The sequence below is a fragment of the Streptomyces sp. NPDC055254 genome (assembly GCF_053606025.1).
Window position 1 is genome coordinate 261,212 of the sequence record NZ_JBSGQV010000002.1, and the last position, 19,798, is coordinate 281,009.

General features: G+C 71.4%; 20 protein-coding genes. 7 read left to right on the forward strand and 13 right to left on the reverse strand.

The features are described from left to right. Nucleotides 1-2: 2 nt before the first annotated feature. From nuoH to ACWFQ8_RS03470, 8 genes are read right to left on the reverse strand one after another with little or no spacing between them, the layout of a single operon-like run. Entirely contained in the window at nt 3-1,376 is a 1,374-nt protein-coding gene (gene nuoH / locus ACWFQ8_RS03435; RefSeq protein ID WP_453784479.1) for an NADH-quinone oxidoreductase subunit NuoH, read from the reverse strand. Further along, complete coding sequence (locus ACWFQ8_RS03440) at nt 1,373-3,889, reverse strand: NADH-quinone oxidoreductase subunit G (protein ID WP_453784480.1); 2,517 nt, start codon at nt 3,887-3,889, stop codon at nt 1,373-1,375. The genes nuoH and ACWFQ8_RS03440 overlap by 4 nt, the downstream gene beginning before the upstream one ends. Next, nucleotides 3,886-5,235, reverse strand: a complete 1,350-nt coding sequence (gene nuoF, locus ACWFQ8_RS03445) for an NADH-quinone oxidoreductase subunit NuoF (protein WP_453784481.1) — start codon at nt 5,233-5,235, stop codon at nt 3,886-3,888. Before nuoF ends, ACWFQ8_RS03440 begins: the two co-directional genes overlap by 4 nt. Then, a complete protein-coding gene (nuoE, locus tag ACWFQ8_RS03450; protein WP_453784482.1) occupies nt 5,235-5,984 on the reverse strand; it encodes an NADH-quinone oxidoreductase subunit NuoE in 750 nt (249 codons plus the stop codon). The genes nuoF and nuoE overlap by 1 nt, the downstream gene beginning before the upstream one ends. After that, nucleotides 5,981-7,318, reverse strand: a complete 1,338-nt coding sequence (locus tag ACWFQ8_RS03455) for an NADH-quinone oxidoreductase subunit D (protein ID WP_453784483.1) — start codon at nt 7,316-7,318, stop codon at nt 5,981-5,983. Before ACWFQ8_RS03455 ends, nuoE begins: the two co-directional genes overlap by 4 nt. Then, nucleotides 7,318-8,055: an NADH-quinone oxidoreductase subunit C gene (locus ACWFQ8_RS03460; RefSeq protein ID WP_453784484.1), complete on the reverse strand. Its 738-nt coding sequence runs from the start codon at nt 8,053-8,055 to the stop codon at nt 7,318-7,320. Before ACWFQ8_RS03460 ends, ACWFQ8_RS03455 begins: the two co-directional genes overlap by 1 nt. Next, nucleotides 8,052-8,606, reverse strand: coding sequence for a NuoB/complex I 20 kDa subunit family protein (locus ACWFQ8_RS03465; RefSeq protein WP_453784485.1), 555 nt, complete (start codon nt 8,604-8,606; stop codon nt 8,052-8,054). The genes ACWFQ8_RS03460 and ACWFQ8_RS03465 overlap by 4 nt, the downstream gene beginning before the upstream one ends. Nucleotides 8,607-8,621: 15 nt before the next feature. Then, nucleotides 8,622-8,981 carry an NADH-quinone oxidoreductase subunit A gene (locus ACWFQ8_RS03470; RefSeq protein ID WP_384375927.1) on the reverse strand — a complete coding sequence of 120 codons (360 nt, stop codon included), beginning with the start codon at nt 8,979-8,981 and terminating at the stop codon, nt 8,622-8,624. Between the two features lie 879 nt (nt 8,982-9,860). Here ACWFQ8_RS03470 and ACWFQ8_RS03475 point away from each other — a divergent pair. The 4 genes from ACWFQ8_RS03475 (at nt 9,861) to ACWFQ8_RS03490 (ending at nt 12,374) form a co-directional block, all read left to right on the forward strand. Next, nucleotides 9,861-10,715 (forward strand): C40 family peptidase, encoded by an 855-nt coding sequence (locus ACWFQ8_RS03475; RefSeq protein WP_453784486.1) that lies wholly within the window; start codon nt 9,861-9,863, stop codon nt 10,713-10,715. A gap of 484 nt (nt 10,716-11,199) precedes the next feature. Beyond that, nucleotides 11,200-11,442 carry a hypothetical protein gene (locus ACWFQ8_RS03480; RefSeq protein ID WP_453784487.1) on the forward strand — a complete coding sequence of 81 codons (243 nt, stop codon included), beginning with the start codon at nt 11,200-11,202 and terminating at the stop codon, nt 11,440-11,442. Beyond that, entirely contained in the window at nt 11,439-11,885 is a 447-nt protein-coding gene (locus ACWFQ8_RS03485; RefSeq protein ID WP_453784488.1) for a PIN domain-containing protein, read from the forward strand. The genes ACWFQ8_RS03480 and ACWFQ8_RS03485 overlap by 4 nt, the downstream gene beginning before the upstream one ends. 45 nt (nt 11,886-11,930) lie before the next feature. Beyond that, nucleotides 11,931-12,374: an NUDIX hydrolase gene (locus ACWFQ8_RS03490; protein ID WP_453784489.1), complete on the forward strand. Its 444-nt coding sequence runs from the start codon at nt 11,931-11,933 to the stop codon at nt 12,372-12,374. Nucleotides 12,375-12,423: 49 nt separating this feature from the next. Here ACWFQ8_RS03490 and ACWFQ8_RS03495 read toward each other — a convergent pair whose 3' ends face one another. Next, the gene (locus ACWFQ8_RS03495) at nt 12,424-13,707 is read right to left on the reverse strand and encodes a geranylgeranyl reductase family protein (RefSeq protein ID WP_453784490.1); all 1,284 of its coding nucleotides are present in this window, start codon (nt 13,705-13,707) and stop codon (nt 12,424-12,426) included. A gap of 105 nt (nt 13,708-13,812) precedes the next feature. Between ACWFQ8_RS03495 and ACWFQ8_RS03500 the strand changes: the two genes are divergently transcribed. Further along, nucleotides 13,813-14,361: a GNAT family N-acetyltransferase gene (locus tag ACWFQ8_RS03500; protein WP_453784491.1), complete on the forward strand. Its 549-nt coding sequence runs from the start codon at nt 13,813-13,815 to the stop codon at nt 14,359-14,361. 376 nt (nt 14,362-14,737) lie between these two features. Here the strand turns inward: ACWFQ8_RS03500 and ACWFQ8_RS03505 are convergent, their stop codons facing one another. The 3 genes from ACWFQ8_RS03505 to ACWFQ8_RS03515 form a co-directional block, all read right to left on the reverse strand. Next, on the reverse strand, nt 14,738-15,496 hold the full coding sequence (locus ACWFQ8_RS03505) for a GntR family transcriptional regulator (protein WP_453784492.1): 759 nt from the start codon (nt 15,494-15,496) through the stop codon (nt 14,738-14,740). Nucleotides 15,497-15,806: 310 nt separating this feature from the next. Continuing rightward, entirely contained in the window at nt 15,807-16,733 is a 927-nt protein-coding gene (locus ACWFQ8_RS03510) for a glutaminase (RefSeq protein ID WP_453784493.1), read from the reverse strand. A gap of 6 nt (nt 16,734-16,739) precedes the next feature. Next, nucleotides 16,740-17,432, reverse strand: a complete 693-nt coding sequence (locus ACWFQ8_RS03515; RefSeq protein ID WP_453784494.1) for a demethylmenaquinone methyltransferase — start codon at nt 17,430-17,432, stop codon at nt 16,740-16,742. 480 nt (nt 17,433-17,912) lie between these two features. Here ACWFQ8_RS03515 and ACWFQ8_RS03520 point away from each other — a divergent pair, with 480 nt between their 5' ends. Beyond that, nucleotides 17,913-18,731, forward strand: a complete 819-nt coding sequence (locus tag ACWFQ8_RS03520) for a DUF3152 domain-containing protein (RefSeq protein ID WP_453784495.1) — start codon at nt 17,913-17,915, stop codon at nt 18,729-18,731. Between the two features lie 54 nt (nt 18,732-18,785). After that, nucleotides 18,786-19,187: a response regulator transcription factor gene (locus tag ACWFQ8_RS03525; RefSeq protein WP_453784496.1), complete on the forward strand. Its 402-nt coding sequence runs from the start codon at nt 18,786-18,788 to the stop codon at nt 19,185-19,187. On the opposite strand, the gene ACWFQ8_RS03530 is transcribed toward ACWFQ8_RS03525, so the two are convergent. Continuing rightward, nucleotides 19,153-19,797, reverse strand: a complete 645-nt coding sequence (locus ACWFQ8_RS03530; protein WP_453784497.1) for an imidazolonepropionase-like domain-containing protein — start codon at nt 19,795-19,797, stop codon at nt 19,153-19,155. The genes ACWFQ8_RS03525 and ACWFQ8_RS03530 overlap by 35 nt on opposite strands. Between the last annotated feature and the right edge of the window lies 1 nt (nt 19,798).

A 19,798-nucleotide genomic window follows, 5' to 3' on the forward strand; every position in this document is an offset into this window, starting at 1 on the left:
TCTCAAGCCTCCTCTCGGTCACTGTCCGTGTTCCCCGTGCCGCCGACCGCCAGCTCCCGCTCGCTGCGGGGCCGTCGGCGGGGTACGGGTGCCAGGTGCTGGCCGGGCTTGGGCGGTACGGGGAAGCCGCCCGCCAACGGGTCGAAGGGCTCGTCGGCCGCGGCCTTGCCGGCCTGCTCGGCGGCCGCCTTCTCGCGTTTGTCGCGGAACAGGTCGGCGACGAAGGAGAGCAGCAGGATCGCCACGACCGCGCCGCCGACGTAGAGGACGATCTCGCTGAAGTCGTAGGCCTCGTTGCGCAGGGCCCGGACGGTGGCGACCAGCATCAGCCAGACCACGGAGACCGGGATCAGGACCTTCCAGCCGAGCTTCATCAGCTGGTCGTAGCGCACGCGCGGCAGCGTGCCGCGCAGCCAGATGAAGAAGAACAGCAGCAGCTGCACCTTGAGGACGAACCAGAGCATCGGCCACCAGCCGTGGTTCGCGCCCTCCCAGAAGGTGCTGATCGGGTACGGGGCCCGCCAGCCGCCCAGGAACAGGGTGACCGAGACCGCCGAGACGGTGACCATGTTGACGTACTCGGCGAGCATGAACAGCGCGAACTTGATGGACGAGTACTCGGTGTTGAAGCCGCCGACCAGGTCGCCCTCGGACTCCGGCATGTCGAAGGGGGCGCGGTTCGTCTCGCCGACCATCGTGATGACGTAGATGATGAAGGAGACCGGCAGGAGGACGATGTACCAGCGGTCGGCCTGGGCCTCGACGATCGCCGAGGTGGACATCGAACCGGAGTAGAGGAACACCGAGGCGAAGGCCGCGCCCATGGCGATCTCGTAGGAGATCATCTGCGCGCAGGAGCGCAGGCCGCCCAGGAGCGGGTACGTGGATCCGGACGACCACCCCGCGAGGACGATGCCGTAGATGCCGACCGAGGCCACCGCGAGGATGTAGAGCATCGCGATGGGCAGGTCGGTCAGCTGCATCGTGGTGCGCTGGCCGAAGATGGAGACCTCGTTGCCCGCGGGACCGAAGGGGATCACCGCGATGGCCATGAAGGCCGGGATCGCCGCGATGATCGGGGCCAGGACGTAGACGACCTTGTCGGCCCGCTTGACGATCACGTCTTCCTTGAGCATCAGCTTCACGCCGTCGGCGAGCGACTGGAGCATGCCCCAGGGCCCGTGCCGGTTGGGTCCGATGCGCAGCTGCATCCAGGCGACGACCTTGCGCTCCCACACGATGGAGAAGAGCACCGTCACCATCAGGAAGGCGAAGCAGAACACCGCCTTGATGACGACCAGCCACCACACGTCCCGCCCGAACAGGGACAGGTCCTCCGCGGCGAGCTGTACGAGGTCACCGTGTACCGCGTTCACGCGCCCACCTCCGCAGGGGTGCCGCCGGCGTCGGCCGGCGTCGCGGGCCCGATCCGGACGAGGGTGCCCGGGCGGGAGCCGGTGTCGGCGAGGACGCCGGAACCGGTGGAGTTCAGCGGGAGCCAGACCACGCGGTCGGGCATCTCGGTGACCCGGAGCGGGAGCCGCACGGTACCGGCGGGGCCGGTCACCGCGAGGACGTCGCCCGTCTTGACGCCCGTCTCGGCGGCCGTGGCGGCCGACAGCCGGGCGCTCGCCTCGTGCCGGGTGCCGGCCAGGGCGTCGTCCCCGTCCTGGAGCCGGCCGAGGTCGAGGAGGAGCCGGTGGCCCGCGAGGACCGCCTCGCCCGCGCCGGGACGGGGCGGCGGCACCGGGTCGGTGGAGTGCTCGGTGGCGAGCTCGCCCTCCCAGGGGCCGAGCCGCTCCAGCTCCCGGCGTACGGCCTGCACGTCGGGCAGGGCGATCGGCCGGTCGGCGGCGTCGGCCAGCATGTGCAGCACGCGGGCGTCGGCGGGGGCGAGGCGGCGGGTCATCTGGTCGGGCTTGAGCGCGGCCTCGAACGGCCGCACCCTGCCCTCCCAGTTGATGAACGCGCCCGCCTTCTCGGCCACCGCGGCGACCGGGAGGACCACGTCGGCGTGGTCGGTGACCTCGCCGGGCCGCAGTTCCAGGGAGACGACGAAGGCCTCCTGGAGGGCGACCCGAGCCCGGGCCGGGTCGGGCAGGTCGGTGACCTCGACGCCCGCGACCAGCAGCGCGGACAGTTCGCGCGAGGCCGCGGCCTCGACGATCTGGCCGGTGTCGCGGCCGTAGCGGTGCGGGAGCTCGTCCAGGCCCCAGGCGGTGGCGACCTCCCCGCGGGCCCGCGGGTCGGTGGCCGGGCGGCCGCCGGGCAGCAGGGACGGCAGCGCGCCCGCCTCGACGGCGGCCCGCTCACCGGCCCGGCGCGGGATCCACACCAGGGCGGCCCCGGTCGCGGCGGCGGCCCGGACGGCGGCGGTCAACGCTCCCGGCACCCCGGCGAGGCGCTCTCCGACCACGATGACGGCGCCGGGCCGGCGCAGCGCGTCGGCCGCGTCCGCGCCACCGGCCTCCAGGCCGGTGCGGGTGGCCAGGGCGTCGAACCACGCGGGCTCGGTGCCGGGGGCGGCGGCCAGCAGGGTGCCGCCGGCCTTCTCCAGGCCGCGGGTGGCGAAGGGGGCGAGGGCGAAGGTCCGCTGCTTGTGCTTGCGGTGCGCCTTGCGCAGCCGCAGGAAGACACCGGGGGCCTCCTCCTCCGACTCGATGCCGGCGAGGAGGACGGCCGGCGCCGCCTCCAGCGAGGTGTACGTGACCCCCGTGCCGTCCAGGTCCTTGCCGGTGCCGGCCACCGCGGCGGCCAGGAAGTCGGCCTCCTCCGCGCTGTGCACGCGGGCCCGGAAGTCGATGTCGTTGGTGTCCAGCACGACGCGGGCGAACTTGGCGTACGCGTAGGCGTCCTCGACGGTGAGCCGGCCCCCGGTGAGCACTCCGGCCCGTCCGCGCGCGGCGGCGAGGCCCGCGGCGGCGGCCTCCAGGGCCTCGGGCCAGCTCGCGGGGGCGAGGATCCCGTCGGCCCCGCGCACCAGCGGGGTGGTGAGCCGGTCGGGGCGCTGCGCGTAACGGAAACCGAAGCGGCCCTTGTCGCAGATCCACTCCTCGTTGACCTCGGGGTCCTCCGCGGCCAGTCGGCGCAGCACCTTGCCGCGGCGGTGGTCGGTCCGGGTCGCGCAGCCGCCCGCGCAGTGCTCGCACACGCTCGGGGAGGAGACGAGGTCGAACGGGCGGGAGCGGAACCGGTAGGCGGCGGAGGTGAGGGCGCCGACGGGGCAGATCTGGATGGTGTTGCCGGAGAAGTACGACTCGAAGGGGTCGCCCTCGCCGGTGCCGACCTGCTGGAGCGCGCCGCGCTCGACCAGCTCGATCATCGGGTCGCCGGCCACCTGCTGGGAGAAGCGGGTGCAGCGCGCGCACAGCACGCACCGCTCGCGGTCCAGCAGCACCTGGGTGGAGAGGGGGACGGGCTTCTCGTAGGTGCGCTTGCGGCCCTCGAACCGGGATTCGGCGTTGCCGTGGGACATGGCCTGGTTCTGCAGCGGGCACTCGCCGCCCTTGTCGCAGACCGGGCAGTCCAGCGGGTGGTTGATGAGCAGCAGCTCCATCACCCCGCGCTGGGCCTTGTCGGCGACCTGGGAGGTGAGCTGGGTCTTTACGACCATGCCGTCCGTGCAGGTGATGGTGCAGGAGGCCATCGGCTTGCGCTGGCCCTCGACCTCGACGATGCACTGGCGGCAGGCACCGGCGGGGTCGAGGAGCGGGTGGTCGCAGAACCGGGGGATCTCGATGCCCAGCTGTTCGGCGGCCCGGATGACGAGGGTGCCCTTGGGGACCGACAGCTCGATGCCGTCGATGGTCAGCGAGACCGTGTTCTCGGCGTCCCGCCGCGACCCCGCGGCGTCTCCGCCACCGGCGGGAGCGTCAGTGGTGACGGTCATGCGTTCACCTCCGTGTCAGCCCAGAGGGTCGACTTCTTGGGGTCGAAGGGGCAGCTCTTGCCCGTGATGTGCTGCTCGTACTCCTCGCGGAAGTACTTGAGCGAGGAGAAGATCGGGCTGGCGGCGCCGTCGCCGAGCGCGCAGAAGGACTTGCCGTTGATGTTGTCGGCGATGTCGTTCAGCTTGTCGAGGTCGGACATGACTCCCTTGCCGGCCTCGATGTCGCGGAGCAACTGGACCAGCCAGTAGGTGCCTTCGCGGCAGGGGGTGCACTTGCCGCAGGACTCGTGCGCGTAGAACTCCGTCCAGCGGGTGACGGCCCGCACCACGCAGGTGGTCTCGTCGAAGCACTGGAGCGCCTTGGTGCCGAGCATCGAGCCGGCCGCGCCGACGCCCTCGTAGTCGAGCGGGACGTCGAGGTGCTCGTCCGTGAACATCGGGGTGGAGGAGCCGCCCGGGGTCCAGAACTTGAGCCGGTGCCCGGGGCGCATGCCGCCGCTCATGTCGAGGAGCTGGCGCAGGGTGATGCCGAGCGGGGCCTCGTACTGGCCCGGGCCCGCGACGTGTCCGGAGAGCGAGTAGAGGGTGAAGCCGGGAGACTTCTCCGTCCCCATCGCCTTGAACCAGTCCTTGCCCTTGTTCAGGATCGCGGGAACCGAGGCGATGGACTCGACGTTGTTGACGACGGTGGGGCAGGCGTAGAGCCCCTCCACGGCGGGGAAGGGGGGACGCAGCCGGGGCTGACCGCGCCGGCCTTCGAGGGAGTCGAGCAGTGCCGTCTCCTCGCCGCAGATGTACGCGCCCGCTCCCGCGTGCACCGTGATGTCGAGGTCGAGCCCGCTCCCCAGGGCGTCCTTGCCGAGGTATCCGGCCTCGTACGCCTCGCGCACGGCTTCGTGCAGGCGCCGCAGGACCGGTACGACCTCGCCGCGCAGGTAGATGAAGGCGTGCTGCGACCGGATCGCGTAGCAGGCGATGATCATTCCCTCGATGAGGGAGTGCGGGTTGGCGAAGAGCAGGGGGATGTCCTTGCAGGTTCCCGGCTCCGACTCGTCCGCGTTCACGACGAGGTAGTGCGGCTTGCCGTCGCCCTGCGGGATGAACTGCCACTTCATGCCGGTGGGGAAGCCGGCGCCGCCCCGGCCGCGCAGACCGGAGTCCTTGACGTACGCGATGAGGTCGTCCGGGGTCATCGCGAGGGCCTTGCGCAGTCCCTGGTAGCCCTCGTGGCGTCGGTAGGTCTCCAGCGTCCAGGACCCGGGCTCGTCCCAGAACGCCGACAGCACGGGAGCGAGGAGCTTCTCCGGGCTCGTACCGTTCTTGCTCAGTTCGGTGGACACGGACATCACTCCCCTCCCTCGGTGTCGGCTCCGCCGCGGGCCTCGCCCCGCGGGTGCACGATCGAGGCGTGCGGGCTCTCGCCGCGCGCGAGGCGCAGCCCGATCAGGGAGGCGGGTCCGGCGCCGCCGGTCGCCTCCACGGCGCCCTCGCGCTCGTCCGGGAAGCCGGCCAGGATCCGGGCGGTCTCCTTGTACGTGCACAGCGGCGCGCCCCGGGTCGGCTCGACCGGGCGGCCGGCCAGCAGGTCGTCGACCATGGCCTTGGCGGACTCGGGGGTCTGGTTGTCGAAGAACTCCCAGTTCACCATCACCACGGGGGCGAAGTCGCAGGCCGCGTTGCACTCGATGTGCTCCAGCGTGACCTTGCCGTCGGCGGTGGTCTCGTTGTTGCCGACCCCGAGGTGCTCCTTGAGCTCCTCGAAGATCGCGTCGCCGCCCATCACCGCGCACAGGGTGTTGGTGCACACCCCGACCTGGTAGTCCCCGGAGGGCTTGCGCCGGTACATCGTGTAGAAGGTGGAGACCGCGGTGACCTCCGCCGTGGTCAGGCCCAGTACCTCGGCGCAGAAGCGGACGCCGGTGCGCGAGACGTAGCCCTCCTGCGACTGGACGAGGTGCAGCAGGGGCAGCAGCGCGCTGCGGCTGTCCGGGTAGCGCGCGATGACGTCCCTGGCGTCCGCTTCGAGGCGCTCGCGCACCTCCGCCGGAAAGTCGGGGGCCGGCAGCTGGGGCATACCCAGCGAGATCTCTGTCATCGGTCGACGCCTCCCATCACGGGGTCGATGGAGGCGACGGCGACGATGACGTCGGCGACCTGGCCGCCCTCGCACATCGCGGCCATGGCCTGCAGGTTGGTGAAGGACGGGTCGCGGAAGTGGACCCGGTAGGGGCGGGTGCCGCCGTCGGAGACGACGTGGACGCCGAGTTCGCCCCTGGGGGACTCGACGGCCGCGTACGCCTGCCCGGCCGGTACCCGGAAGCCCTCGGTCACCAGCTTGAAGTGGTGGATGAGGGCCTCCATGGAGGTGCCCATGATGTTCTTGATGTGGTCGAGCGAGTTGCCGAGCCCGTCCGGGCCCATCGCCAGCTGCGCCGGCCAGGCGATCTTCTTGTCGGCGACCATGACCGGTCCGGGCTCCAGCCGGTCCAGGCACTGCTCGACGATGCGCAGCGACTGGCGCATCTCCTCCAGCCGGATCAGGAACCGCCCGTAGGAGTCGCAGGTGTCGGTGGTCGGGACGTCGAACTCGTAGTCCTCGTAGCCGCAGTACGGGTCCGACTTGCGCAGGTCGTGCGGAAGACCGGCGGAGCGCAGGACGGGGCCGGTGGCGCCGAGGGCCATGCAGCCGGTCAGGTCGAGGTGGCCGACGTCCTGCATGCGGGCCTTGAAGATGGGGTTGCCGGTGGCGAGCTTGTCGTACTCCGGCAGGTTCTTCTTCATGGTCTTGACGAACTCGCGGAGGTGGTCGACGGCGCCGGGGGGCAGGTCCTGCGCGAGACCGCCGGGGCGGACGAACGCGTGGTTCATGCGCAGACCGGTGATCAGCTCGAAGATGTCGAGGATCAGCTCGCGGTCCCGGAAGCCGTAGATCATGATCGTGGTCGCGCCGAGCTCCATGCCGCCGGTGGCGATGCACACCAGGTGGGAGGAGAGCCGGTTGAGCTCCATCAGCAGGACGCGGATGACGGTGGCGCGGTCCGGGATCTGGTCGGTGATGCCGAGCAGCTTCTCGACGCCGAGGCAGTACGCCGTCTCGTTGAAGAACGGCGTCAGGTAGTCCATGCGCGTCACGAAGGTGGTGCCCTGCGTCCAGTTCCGGTATTCGAGGTTCTTCTCGATGCCGGTGTGCAGGTAGCCGATGCCGCAGCGGGCCTCGGTGACCGTCTCCCCGTCGATCTCCAGGATCAGGCGGAGCACTCCGTGGGTGGAGGGGTGCTGGGGGCCCATGTTGACGACGATGCGCTCGTCGTCGGCCTTGGCGGCCGACCGGACGATCTCGTCCCAGTCGCCGCCGGTGACGGTGTAGACGGTGCCTTCGGTGGTCTCGCGCGCGGAGGCGTGGGCGGAGGCGTGGTGTGGCGTGGACATCAGCTGTACGACCTCCGCTGGTCGGGAGCCGGGATCTGGGCGCCCTTGTACTCGACGGGGATGCCGCCGAGCGGGTAGTCCTTGCGCTGGGGGAAGCCCTGCCAGTCGTCCGGCATCATGATCCGGGTCAGGGCCGGGTGGCCGTCGAAGACCAGGCCGAAGAAGTCGTACGTCTCGCGCTCGTGCCAGTCGTTGGTCGGGTAGACCGGGACGAGGGTAGGGATGTGCGGGTCGGCGTCCGGGACGGAGACCTCCAGCCGCAGCACCCGACCGTGGGTGAGCGAGCGCAGGTGGTAGACGGCGTGCAGCTCGCGGCCCTTGTCGCCGGGGAAGTGCACGCCGGAGACGCCGGTGCACAGTTCGAAGCGCAGGGCCGGGTCGTCGCGCAGGGTGCGCGCGACCCGGACGAGGTGCTCGCGGGCGATGTGGAGGGTGAGTTCGCCCCGGTCGACCACGGTCTTCTCGATCGCGTTCTCGGGGACCAGGTCCTGCTCCTCCAGGGCGCCCTCCAGCTCGTCGACGACCTCGTCGAAGTACGAGCCGTAGGGCCGGGCGGACGCGCCCGGCAGGGCGATCGTGCGGACCAGGCCGCCGTAGCCGCTGGTGTCGCCGCCGGCGGCGGCGCCGAACATGCCCTTGCGGACCCCGATGACCTCGGGGCCCTGTGCGCGCGGGGCGGGGACGTTGCCGCCGTTGCCCGCGTCGGTGCCGTTCGCCGGCTCTTGGGTCTCGCTCACCGGAGCAGCCCCTTCATCTCGATCAGGGGGAGCGCCTTGAGGGCCGCCTCCTCCGCCTCGCGTGCCGCCTCTTCCCGGTTCACGCCGAGCTTGGCGCCCTGGATCTTCTGGTGGAGCTTGAGGATCGCGTCCATCAGCATCTCCGGGCGCGGGGGGCAGCCGGGCAGGTAGATGTCCACCGGGACGATGTGATCGACACCCTGGACAATCGCGTAGTTGTTGAACATTCCGCCCGAGGATGCACAAACCCCCATGGAGATGACCCATTTGGGAGCGGGCATCTGGTCGTACACCTGCCGCAGCACGGGCGCCATCTTCTGGCTGACCCGGCCGGCCACGATCATCAGATCGGCCTGGCGGGGTGAGCCGCGGAAGACCTCCATGCCGAAGCGGGCCAGGTCGTACCGGCCCGCTCCGGTGGTCATCATCTCGATGGCGCAGCACGCGAGGCCGAAGGTCGCGGGGAAGACGGATGACTTGCGCACCCAGCCCGCGGCCTGTTCGACGGTGGTCAGCAGAAAGCCGCTCGGCAGCTTCTCTTCCAGTCCCATGGAAAATTCAGCCCCTCAGTCCCATTCCAGGCCGCCGCGGCGCCAGACGTAGGCGTAGGCGACGAAGACGGTGAGCACGAAGAGCAGCATCTCGACGAGCCCGAAGATCCCCAGGGAGTCGAAGGTGACGGCCCAGGGGTAGAGGAAGACAACTTCGATGTCGAAGACGATGAAGAGCATCGCCGTCAGGTAGTACTTGATGGGGAAGCGGCCGCCGCCGGCCGGCAACGGCGTCGGCTCGATGCCGCACTCGTAGGCTTCGAGCTTCGCCCGGTTGTACCGTTTTGGGCCGATCAGCGTGGCCATGACCACGGAGAAGATCGCAAACCCTGCGCCGAGGGCGCCGAGCACGAGGATGGGCGCGTACGCATTCACGCTCCTCGCTCCTTCCAGTCGTCCTTGACCGTTGGACCGCTGCGCCGGCCGGAGCCCCTCCAGCGGTGACCGGGGGCGTGTCCCGCCTCGCGAAGATCGTGTACATGTGAGGCAGTTCACAAGCCGGACTGCTGCGCATCTTATGCCCGCTCGTCTGTGATCTGCGACACGGGTTGCAAGACCGCGTTTGTGATCTCCACCACCTGACGAACGATCATCAAGTCCAATGAGTGGTGATCTTCATACGTGAAGCATCCACATGATCACCAAAGGTGACATCCGGCCGCGTTACCGCAGGTAGAGGGCAGGGTGCCCTATCAAAAAATGGCCCCTGCACGCAAATTGGCACCCTCGGATGCCGGGTGGTATGGGGATCCGGGTCCCCCGGGCGGGGGAGGCTCCGCGTACGGAGGTGGACGCGGGGGCGCGCGGGGACCGACCGCGGTCGCGGACCGTGTGCATCCGTTCACGAGCCGCTTCCGGTGGACGGGTCGGTGGTCGCCGCGTACGAGGACCTGCCCCACGCGTACCCGCGTCCGGGGCGTCCCTCACCCCGGGGTCGATCACGGTCCGGTTCACAGCGAGGTCACGACCGGGCCACGGCGACCCCGCGGCGAGACACGACTGTGACCTGCGCCACACGGAATCCGCGCCACCGAAAGAGGGCTTGGCCAACAGTGCGCCGGAATGGTAGGCCCGGGATCAATTAGGACTTAATGCTGAAACCCCATGATCACAGCCTTGTGAATGCATGTCCGTTTAGCCCGTTACGGCGTCAATAAGAGGCGAGGCGCGCCCGGTTCGTGCCATTCGCGCACAACTGTGGCGCACCCCACGTTTCTTGAAGGGAACCCTGCCCCCCTGATAGCGGTTGTACTCATGTCCCACACCGCTCACATACCCAGCCACCGGAAGCCCCGCCGCAGCGCCTCGAAGCTCGCGGTCCGCGCCGGAGTTGCCGGTGGCGTCCTCAGCACTCTCGCCATGGCCGGCACCGCGAGCGCGTCCCCGTCCGCCGAGCCCGTGGCCGAGACGACGCTCGAAATGCCGGTCCTCAACCTGGACCTGGGCGCCGAGGTCTCCTCCGCCGTCACCAAGGCGGCCGAGAACACCCGCGCCGCGGCCGTCGAGGGCGAACTGACCGCCCAGGAGGAGAGCGCCCGCACCGGCGCCGCCGCCGAGGCGAAGAAGGCCAAGGAAGACGCCCAGCAGAAGGCCGACGCCGAGAAGAAGGCGAAGGACGAGGCCGACCGCAAGGCCGCGGCCGAGCGCGCGGACCGCAGCACGGCCCGCGCCTCCCTGGCGACCGCCTCCGCGCCCGCCTCCAACGCGGGATCCACCGCCAAGAGCTCCGGAAGCTCCGTCAGCGCCCCGGCCACCGGCTCGGCCGCGGCCATCGTGAACTTCGCCCGCGCGCAGGTCGGCAAGGCGTACGTGATGGGCGGCACCGGCCCGTCCTCCTTCGACTGCTCCGGCCTCGTCCAGGCCGCCTACCGCCAGGCCGGCATCTCCCTGCCGCGCATGTCCCAGGCGCAGTCCACGGCCGGCACGTCGGTGTCCCTGAACGCCCTCCAGCCGGGCGACATCCTGTACTGGGGCGCCAAGGGCAGCGCGTACCACGTCGCCGTCTACGTCGGCGGCGGCAAGTTCGTCGGCGCGCAGAACTCCGGCACGGGCATCGTCGAGCGCTCCCTGAGCTACGACAAGCCGACGGGCGCCGTCCGCGTCCTCTGAGGCCTCCCCCGGCCTCCGGTGACGCTGTGGGCCCCGCCGGCCTCCCGTGACGCCGCAGGCCTCCCCGGCCTCTCCGGCCTCGTGACGCCGCAGGCCTCCCCGGCCTCTCGTGACGTGGCGTCGACCGGCCTCCCGGGGCCCTCTGAGCACCGCTCGGGCGCCGGAACCGCCGTTGTAGGCCCGAGGGCCGGTACTCCCCCGCTCGGGGGCGGAGTACCGGCCCTCGGGCCGTTCCGGACCCCTCGCGCCGCACCCGCCCGGGGCCCCGCGAAGGTGGCCGCGCCCGCCCGGCCGCGCGCCCGCGGGAGCTGGAGACCCGTGACCCGACGGCTGTACGGACGCCCGCACTCCGGCGCCCCCGCCGCCCACCCGGCCGCGCTCGGTCCTACCTGCTCGCCGTCGGCGCCTTCGGAGCCACCCTGCTTCCACTGAGGCTGGGTGCTGCACCCGAGATTTTTCCTACCGGCGGTGTTACGTTTTAGGTATGAGCAGCCACGTAGCGCCCCAGCCCGCCGAGCGGGCCGGTAAGAGATCCGTGTCGCTCGCGCAATCGCTGATCAAGGAAGTCGAGGAGCGCACCGGCAAGAACGGCTTTTCCTCCGTCGTAGCCGAAGCCCTGGAGGAATGGCTCGCCGCGCAAAAGCTCCGCGAGGTCGTGGCCGCTGACCGCAAGGCGTTCGGCCCCGTCTCCGCCGAAGCGCGACGGCAGGCGGAACAGGAGTGGTGAGCAAGCGCCTCCAGATCAAGGCCAAGAGCGAGGGCACGCTCGTCCTGGACGCCCAAGTGCTTTCGCTGCACGTCGACGGCGACGAGGGGATGCGGGCGCGCATCGAGGTAGCTCAGCAGAGCGGCCGCCGAGTGGCACTGTCCGCCCTGACGCCCTTGGAGGTGCGCCGAACCGGAGAGGCCGCCAAGCGACTCCAGTTCCTGCTGTCCCGGTTCGACGTGAAACCGGTCAACGACGCGGTGACAGAGGCCGCAGCGAAGCTGCTGGACGCTTCGGGCCTTGACGGGCACGAATGCCTCGTGGACGCACTCGTGGTGGCCACGGCCGCGCTCTGCACACCCCCGGTCCTGCTCGTCACGTCCGACACGTCGCACATCCCGGCGCTGTGCAAGGCCGCCGAGGAACTTCCCGGTTCGCCGAGGGTGAAGATCGTCCACGTGTGAGAGCTCAGCCGGCGTACGCAGACCCGACGACCCCACGGTGAACCCATGAGCTCCGCACCCGCAGCCCCCGTCATCGACACGCACGTGATCCTGCGCGACGGCGACATGATCCTGCTGTCGCAGCGCGGCGGACCGTACGGACACGGCCGATGGCACGCTCCCTCCGGCAAGCTCGACCGGGCCGAGCCGCTCACCGTCGGAGCCGCCCGCGAGCTGCGCGAGGAGACCGGGATCGAGGTCGACCCCGGGCACCTGCGGCTCGTGCACACCGTGCACCACAAGCAGAGCGAGCAGGTCGAGCGGATCGGCCTGTTCTTCCTCGCGACCGAATGGACCGGCGAGCCGGTCAACCGCGAGCCCGAGAAGGGCCTCGCCCTGACGTGGTTCCCGGTCGACGCCCTGCCCGAGGACATCATCGAGTACCCCGCCGCCGGCCTCTACGGCTACCTCAGGGGCGCCGAGGCACTTACCGAGCAGGGTTGGTCGTAGACCCGACCTGTTCCGCCCCCGCCCCTTTTCCGCGGTCCCGGTTGAATGATCACGAACGCGGAGCCACCTTCGAGAGGCCGTTGATGATGCGGTCCATCGCGTCGCCGCCCGTCGGGTCGGTCAGGTTGGCGAGCATCTTGAGCGTGAACTTCATCAGCACCGGGTGTGTCAGGCCGCGCTGCGTGGCGACCTTCATGACCTTCGGGTTGCCGATCAGCTTCACGAAGGCGCGGCCCAGCGTGTAGTAGCCGCCGTAGGTCTCCTTGAGCACCTTCGGGTAGGTGTGCAGGGCCAGTTCGCGCTGGGCCGGGGTGGCACGGGCGTGCGCCTGCACGATGACGTCGGCCGCGATCTGGCCCGACTCCATGGCGTACGCGATGCCCTCGCCGTTGAACGGGTTGACGAGGCCGCCCGCGTCACCGACCAGCAGCAGGCCCTTGGTGTAGTGCGGCTGCCGGTTGAAGGCCATGGGCAGGGCCGCGCCGCGGATCGGCTGCGTCATGTTCTCGGGGGTGTAGCCCCAGTCCTCCGGCATGGACGCGCACCAGGCCTTGAGGACCTCGCGCCAGTCCAGCTCCTTGAAGGCGGAGGAGGAGTTGAGGATGCCGAGACCGACGTTGGACGTACCGTCGCCCATGCCGAAGATCCAGCCGTAGCCGGGCAGCAGCCGGTCCTGCGCACCGCGCCGGTCCCACAGCTCCAGCCAGGACTCCAGGTAGTCGTCGTCGTGCCGGGGCGAGGTGAAGTACGTCCGCACGGCGACGCCCATCGGGCGGTCCTCGCGCCGGTGCAGGCCCATCGCCAGCGACAGCCGGGAGGAGTTGCCGTCGGCCGCGACGACCAGCGGCGCGCTGAAGGTGACCGGGGTCTTCTCCTCGCCCAGCTTCGCCCGCACGCCGGTGATGTGGCCGGTGCGCGGGTCGCGGACGGGCTCGCCTACGTTGCAGCGCTCGTACAGCCGGGCGCCGGCCTTCTGCGCCTGGCGGGCCAGCGTCTCGTCGAAGTCGTCGCGCTTGCGGACCAGTCCGTAGTCCGGGAAGGAGGCGAGTTCCGGCCAGTCCAGCTGGAGCCGCTGCCCGCCGCCGATGATGCGCAGGCCCTTGTTGCGGAGCCAGCCGGCCTCTTCGGAGATGTCGATGCCCATCGCGACCAGCTGCTTGGTGGCGCGCGGGGTCAGGCCGTCGCCGCAGACCTTCTCACGGGGGAAGGAGGTCTTCTCCAGCAGCAGGACGTCCAGCCCGGCCTTGGCGAGGTAGTAGGCGGTGGTCGAGCCGGCGGGACCGGCTCCGACGACGATGACGTCCGCGGAGTGTTCGGAGAGGGGCTCGGTCACTGCGGTGTCTCCCGAAGGCTCGATACTCGATAAGGGGTGCCCAAAGACGCCGGACCTGTGCAGTCTATGCAGCGAGAGAGACCGCGATCAGAAGGGCCACCCCCGTTGACCACCTCACCCGGCTCGTCCACTTCGCAGACCCGGCCGCTGCCTTCCGTGAGCCTGCGCGTGCCCACCGACGAGGACGCGCACGCCTGGCACCGCGCCTTCGACGACCCCGACGTCATGGAGTTCCTCGGTGGGCCCGCCGAGCTGTCCTTCTACGAGGAGATCACCGCGCGGCAGCGCATGCACGACGCCCAGCTCGGCTACTGCCTGTGGACGCTGCTGGACGAGGAGGGCACGGTGATCGGCTTCACGGGAGCGCAGCCGTGGCCCCGGGAGAAGGCGTGGGGGCCGGTCGGGGAGATCGAGATCGGCTGGCGGCTGGCCCGCTCCGCGTGGGGCCGGGGGTACGCCTACGCGGCCGCGCTGGCCACGCTGGAGCGGGTGCGCGAGGCCGGTGTGCCGAGGGTGGTGGCGATGATCAACGACGCGAACGCCCGGTCGATCGCGGTGGCGGAACGCCTGGGCATGCCGCTGGCCGAGCGGTTCCTCCTGCCGGGCGGTACCCGGTACGGCCGCCGCTACGAGCTGGCGCTCGGGCGGGAGTGAGGGGCGGGGTACGGGTCCACGCACGTGCGGGACTTCTACCCCCACCGCCCCGCACCCGGGCCGGCTGCTGCCGGCCCACCCCCTCCCCGCCGGCCGGGGGGGCGGGTGGACGGCATCTCCTTGACCGGAGGGAGGAGGGTCTGGTCTCTCGTGTCGGGCCGGCCCAGCCCCTCCGGGGCCACGCGCGCCGCCCATCGCCACGCGCTCCTCGGCACAGCGTCCGACGGCCGTCCGGGGCTGATACCCGCATCAGAGCCCGCCCAGCAGCCCACCGGGGACGGACGAGCGCACCGGATGGCTACGCGCTCCCCATCTCTCCCGTCCGGGGCCGATGTCCGGGGCAGAAACCGATCAGGAGCTGCCGTACGCCGTCGAACTAGGCGTCGAAGTCGTACTCCAGCACGTAGGACGCGGAGTCCAGGGTCATCTCGTTGACCTCGACGGCCCGCCCGCCCTCGGTGAACGCGGTGCGGACGATCTGGATGACAGGTGTGCCCATGGAGAGCGCGAGCCGCTCCGCCTCATCCGCCGAAGGCATCCGGGAGCGGATCTCCTCGCGGAAGTGAACGGGCCCGTGCCCCAGCTCGGCCAGCCTCGCGTACGTCCCACCGGGGCCGGTGTCGGCCTGGGTGATGGCAGAGTCGGCAACGACGTCCGACGGCAGGTACGACGTCGCGAAGAGCACCGGCTTGCCATCGAGCACGAAGCGGCGACTGCGCGCCCACACTCGGGACCCGGCAGGAACGCCAAGGACGTCGACGATGCGGTGGGGAGCCTCTTCCTCGCCGGCCTCGATCTGATCGACGATCAGCTCTCTGTCTCCGGCATCGGCGGACCAGATGGAGCGGCCTGAGCCCCACCGTTCCTGCGCCAGGCGCTGGATGCCGCGCCGCCGCAAGGGCTGGAACGCCCGCACGAAGACGCCGGCGCCCTTCCGCGCCTCCGCGAGGCCTTCGTTCTGCAGCACGCCGAGGGCCTGACGTGCGGTCATCCGGGCGACACCGTAGGCAGCCATGAGGTCGTTCTCACCTGGCAGACGGTCACCCGGCCCGTACTCGCCCGATTGGACAGCCGTCCTCAGCGCATCAGCGATCCGCCGGTACTTCGGCCGGCGGCTGCCGCCTTGGGTGCTCATCGAAACGATCACGACTCAGGAGTCATCTACATGGGTCAGTCTTCCGTCGACACAGTGGCCTGCGAGACCGGCGCCGGTGCCGAAGAAGCTCTCTGCACAAGCGCCAACGTCGAAGCGGCCGACGGGGCCGACTGCCGTCCATAGCATCCTTGCGGGCGGCCGGCCCCGGACGGCAGCCGACCGCTGAGAGACGGCGAGCGCCCAGCGATCCGGCGCGCCCGCGGTGCCGGGGGCTCCTGGTCGGCGTCGGGTGCGGGCGGCGGGCCGGGGCCGGGGAGGGCGTCCGCGGCCGCGGCGCGCGAGGGAGGGTTCAGAACACGGACAGGCCCGTCAGGGTCGTGAAGCGGTCCAGGGCTGCCACGCCCGCCACCGAGTTGCCCCGGGCGTCCAGGCCGGGGCTCCAGACGGCCAGTGTGCACAGGCCCGGGACGACCGCGACGATGCCGCCGCCCACGCCGCTCTTGCCCGGCAGTCCGACGCGGTAGGCGAACTCGCCGGCCGCGTCGTACGTCCCGCAGGTCAGCATCACCGCGTTGATCTGCTTGGCCCCGCTGCGCGTCAGCAACCGCGAGCCGTCCGCGCGCAGCCCGTGCCGGGCCAGGAAGCGGCCGGCGAGCGCCAGGTCGGCGCAGCTCATCTCGATGGAGCACTGCCAGAAGTAGTGCTCCAGCAGCGCGGGCACCGGATTGTCGATGTTCCCGTACGAGGCCATGAAGTGGGCCACGGCGGCGTTGCGGTCGCCGTGTTCCTGCTCGGAGGCGGCCACCTCCGCGTCGAAGCCGATGCCCGGGTTGCCGCTCTCCTGGCGCAGGAACTCCAGCAGTTCGCTGCTCGCGTCACCGGTCAGGGTCTGGAGCCGGTCGGTCACCACGAGGGCGCCCGCGTTGATGAACGGGTTGCGCGGGACGCCGTTCTCGTACTCCAGCTGCACGAGCGAGTTGAACGGGTTGCCCGACGGCTCCCGGCCCACCCGCTCCCACAGGCTGTCGCCGCCCTCGGCGAGCGCCAGGGCGAGCGCGAACACCTTGGTGATCGACTGGGCGGAGAAGGGGGTCCGCCAGTCCCCCACGCCGAAGACGTTGCCGTCGAGGTCGGCGATCGCCATCCCGAACCGGCCCCGGTCCACGGTCGCGAGCGCCGGGATGTACTCGGCGGGCGTGCCGCTGCCGATCAGCGGGGCGATGTCCGCCGCGACCCGCTCCAGCAGCTCCGCGTAGTCGAAAGCCCCGGCCTCCACCGCCTGCTACGCCTTGACGCCGCGGTGCAGGGCCACGATGCCGCCGCTCAGGTTGCGCCAGGCGACCTTGCCCCAGCCGGCCTTCTGCAGCAGCGCGGCCAGCGCCGGCTGGTCGGGCCACTCGCGGATGGACTCGGCGAGGTAGACGTACGCGTCGGGGTTGGACGACACGGCGCGGGCCACCGGCGGCAGGGCGCGCATCAGGTACTCGACGTAGACCGTGCGGAAGGGGGCCCAGGTGGGCTGCGAGAACTCGCAGATCACGACCTGGCCGCCGGGCTTGGTGACCCGGTACAGCTCGCGCAGGGCGGCGTCGGTGTCCTGGACGTTGCGCAGGCCGAAGGAGATCGTCACGGAGTCGAAGACGTCGTCCTTGAACGGCAGCTTCGTGGCGTCGCCTGCGGTCAGCGGCAGCCACGGATTGCGCTTCTTGCCCTCGCGGAGCATGCCGAGGGAGAAGTCGCAGGGGACGACGTACGCGCCGGTGGCGGCGAAGGGCAGTGAGGAGGTCGCCGTGCCGGCGGCCAGGTCGAGGATCGTGTGGCCGGGGCGCGCGGCGACCGCCTTGGCGACCTCCTTGCGCCAGAGGCGGGCCTGGCCGAGGGAGAGGACGTCGTTGGTGAGGTCGTAGTTCGCGGCGACTCCGTCGAACATGGAGGCGACTTCGTGCGGCTGCTTGTCCAGGGAAGCCCTTGTCACTGGTGTTCGCCCCTCGGTGTGCGCTGCGGATCGGCGGGTACGCCCCCATCCTCTCAGGCCGTCCCGCCCCGCACGGCCCCGGCGCCGCCCTCCGGTGCCCCGGCGCCGCCCTCCCCGTCCCACGGGCAGTGCCCTACCCGTCCCCCGCGCGATGCCCTCCCGGTCCCCCGGCGGACCCGGGGTGATCATCTGTCGATACGCTGGGCGGCCCGCCCTCCGAGGGCGGGGAACGCGGACAACTGGCCCGAAGGCCAGTTACTCCCCTCCCCGGGCGTCACGTTGACTGGGGCGGAGTGCGGCCCGGTGAGGGTCACCCACCGATCAGGGGCCCCGATGCAGTGGCCGGTCCGGCAGGGGCCGCCTCGAACAGAAAGCTTCACGATGCCGGCAGGCCATTCCACCGGTCGCTCCACCAGCCCGCGCGCCAGGCGGAGGGCCGAGCGGCGCAGACGGCTGCGGCGCACTCTCCTCCTCGGTTCGGTGACGCTCGTCGTGCTCTCGGCGACCGCGTACGCGCTGGTTCCGGGGGACGAGGGCGAGGCGAAGGCGGACGGACGGTCGGCGGCGGGCGCCCAGGATTCCCCGGACGGGGAGTCCGGCGGCGGTTCGGACCCCGGTGCGCACGGCGGCCGGCGGTCCGCGGCGGCCGGGACCCCTTCGGCCGGCCCGTCGCAGCCCGCGCCGGCCCCGACCTCGCCGCCCGCCGTCCCGAGCCCCTCGGCCACCCCGGTGCCGGCCTCGGGCCCGGGCACCTTCAAGGGCTCCGGCACGGCCGGGAATGCCCAGGGCAAGGGTCCGGCGCTGCGCTGGCGCGTGGAGGTCGAGGAGGGCAGCGGGGTCGACCCCGATGCGGCGGCCCGCTCCGTCGAGGCGATCCTCGGCGATCCGCGCGGCTGGACCAGGGACCCGGCGTACGGGTTCCAGCTCGTCGGGGCCGGCCAGCCGGTGGACTTCACGGTGAAGATCGCGACTCCCTCGACCACCAACCGGCTGTGCGACGTGGTCACCCCCGAGCTGATCGGGGAGACCAACTGCCGGGCGGGCCACACCGTCGTGGTGAACCTCAAGCGCTGGCAGGAGGGTTCGCCGCAGTTCGACGGGCCGGTGGAGGAGTACCGGGCGCTGATCGTCAACCACGAGGTCGGGCACGAGATCGGCCGGGAGCACGAGGGCTGCCCGGGCGCCGGGCAGCCCGCTCCCGCGATGATGCAGCAGATCAAGGGACTGCACGGCTGCAAGGCGAACGCCTGGCCCTACGACGCGAACGGAACCTACCTGTCAGGTCCACGCGTCCCTTAGGGAGGAGAGCCGGACCACCGCATCGGGCCGGCCGGGGGCGAGGAGTGGTCAACCGTGCGCGTCGTCAGCTTCAGCGTCCCCGCGTGGTTCCCCTCCTACGACGAGGCGCGGGGGAGGCCGGCGCGCCAGCCGGCGCGCGAACCGCGTGACGCCCAGCTGACCGATCAGGAGTCGGCCGTGTTCCTGTGCCTGGCCACCGGGGCCTCCAACGCGGAACTCGCCGCCGAGCTCCAACTGTCCGTCAGCACGGTCAAGTTCCACGTCGTGAACATACGGGCCAAGCTGGGCGGGATCAGCCGCCTGCAGGCCTGTCTGCTGTCCGCGCTGGCCCGGGAGGGCGCGCGACCGGTGGCGGGCGACGCGCCCACCACGGCGGAGCCCGCCGGAGCCGCGCCGGGCCCCGGCGGGGCGGAGCCGGCGCTCAGCGCCGGCGGTGCAGCAGCCGGCCCCCGATGACCGTCGCCACGCAACTGGTCGCGCCGAGCGCGAGCAGCTCCCGCGGGTCCTCGGCGGCGAACACCGCGAACCGGGCCGGGGCGCCCTCCGCCAGTGCCCCGTGGAACGCCTCCTCGGCGCTCTGCCGCCCGGCGAACGGGTCCAGGTCCGGCGATCCCTCGTAGGAGGCGGGCGGCAGGACCGTCAGCCCGGATCGGACCACCGCCGTCCGCACCGCCGGGATCGCGAAGCGGCCGGACACGGCCACCACCCCGCGCGCGAGCAGCTTCTGCGTGCCGCGACGCGCGCTGTTGCCCCAGCGCGCCTCGGTGAGCTCCAGGGCGTCGAGCGCGCCCCGGCCGGTGATCGGGCCGGCGCCGAGCTCGGCGACCTCGTACGGGTCGTCCGGGTAGTACGTCCGCTCCAGCAGGGTGTCCGCCCCGCGCACGAGCAGCCCCGGGGTCAGGACCCCGGGCCAGCGGCGGGTGCGGGCGTGCGGGTGGGCCGCGCCGAGCTCCTCGTACGGCCCGACGCGGGCGATCCGGTCGCCGTCGACGAGGACCGCGCCGCCGGGCAGGGGCGCGGATCCCGGTCCGGGGACGAGGAGTTCGGCGGTGTGGAGCGTCAGCATC

Coding starts and splice junctions, on each gene's coding strand:
- ACWFQ8_RS03440 (WP_453784480.1), bottom strand. CDS start 3,889: ATGACCGTCACCACTGACGCTCCCGCCGGTGGCGGAGACGCCGCGGGG.
- nuoF (WP_453784481.1), bottom strand. CDS start 5,235: ATGTCCGTGTCCACCGAACTGAGCAAGAACGGTACGAGCCCGGAGAAG.
- nuoE (WP_453784482.1), bottom strand. CDS start 5,984: ATGACAGAGATCTCGCTGGGTATGCCCCAGCTGCCGGCCCCCGACTTT.
- ACWFQ8_RS03455 (WP_453784483.1), bottom strand. CDS start 7,318: ATGTCCACGCCACACCACGCCTCCGCCCACGCCTCCGCGCGCGAGACC.
- ACWFQ8_RS03465 (WP_453784485.1), bottom strand. CDS start 8,606: ATGGGACTGGAAGAGAAGCTGCCGAGCGGCTTTCTGCTGACCACCGTC.
- ACWFQ8_RS03475 (WP_453784486.1), top strand. CDS start 9,861: ATGTCCCACACCGCTCACATACCCAGCCACCGGAAGCCCCGCCGCAGC.
- ACWFQ8_RS03480 (WP_453784487.1), top strand. CDS start 11,200: ATGAGCAGCCACGTAGCGCCCCAGCCCGCCGAGCGGGCCGGTAAGAGA.
- ACWFQ8_RS03490 (WP_453784489.1), top strand. CDS start 11,931: ATGAGCTCCGCACCCGCAGCCCCCGTCATCGACACGCACGTGATCCTG.
- ACWFQ8_RS03505 (WP_453784492.1), bottom strand. CDS start 15,496: ATGAGCACCCAAGGCGGCAGCCGCCGGCCGAAGTACCGGCGGATCGCT.
- ACWFQ8_RS03530 (WP_453784497.1), bottom strand. CDS start 19,797: ATGCTGACGCTCCACACCGCCGAACTCCTCGTCCCCGGACCGGGATCC.